The following is a 541-nucleotide window of genomic DNA, read 5'->3' on the forward strand; positions in this document are numbered from 1 at the left end:
CGGCGTTGGCCGAGAAGGAATGGCATGGCAGGTTACGCAGCCCGGTGGCTTTGAGTTCGCGGATGCGGTCCTCGACTCTGGCGTGTTGGCGGTGCCGCAACTCCAAACCCGCGACCTGCCCGGGCACGACACCAGCCGGGGTGTCGGTGATGAACGCGGTGACCCGCATCCCGTCGGCGTCGGTGAACCGCAACTGTGCACCGGGGTGGGGGCGTTCTTTACGCAGGATCAGCCGGGTTCTGGTGGGCCATGAGGACAGGGTGACCAGGTTGGTGGCTTCGGCAACCCAGGCACCGTCGCGGATACCGCCGTCGGTGTCGATCGCCGGATACCAGCCGTGACCGAGGTTGAGTGTCCACAGCGTCTTGCACCCGCCAATCGACGGGGTAGCCGAATGAGAACCCCACCCCAGCGGCGCGGCAGGCTGCGGCGAAATCATGGGTGGCCCCGGCGGTATCGCAGCGCACCAGCACCGCCGGCTTGCCGGGATCACCGCGGTGCTCGGGGTCAGGCCGCCACGCCGCAGGCAGCGACGCCAACG

The 541-nt window shown here is 68.6% G+C and carries 1 pseudogene; it reads right to left on the reverse strand.

Features of this window, described 5'->3' with window-relative positions:
• A pseudogene (locus SKC42_RS27450) lies at window positions 1-541 on the reverse strand (transposase); the annotation flags it as partial.

The sequence above is a fragment of the Mycobacterium sp. 050134 genome, from assembly GCF_036409085.1.
GTDB lineage: Bacteria > Actinomycetota > Actinomycetes > Mycobacteriales > Mycobacteriaceae > Mycobacterium.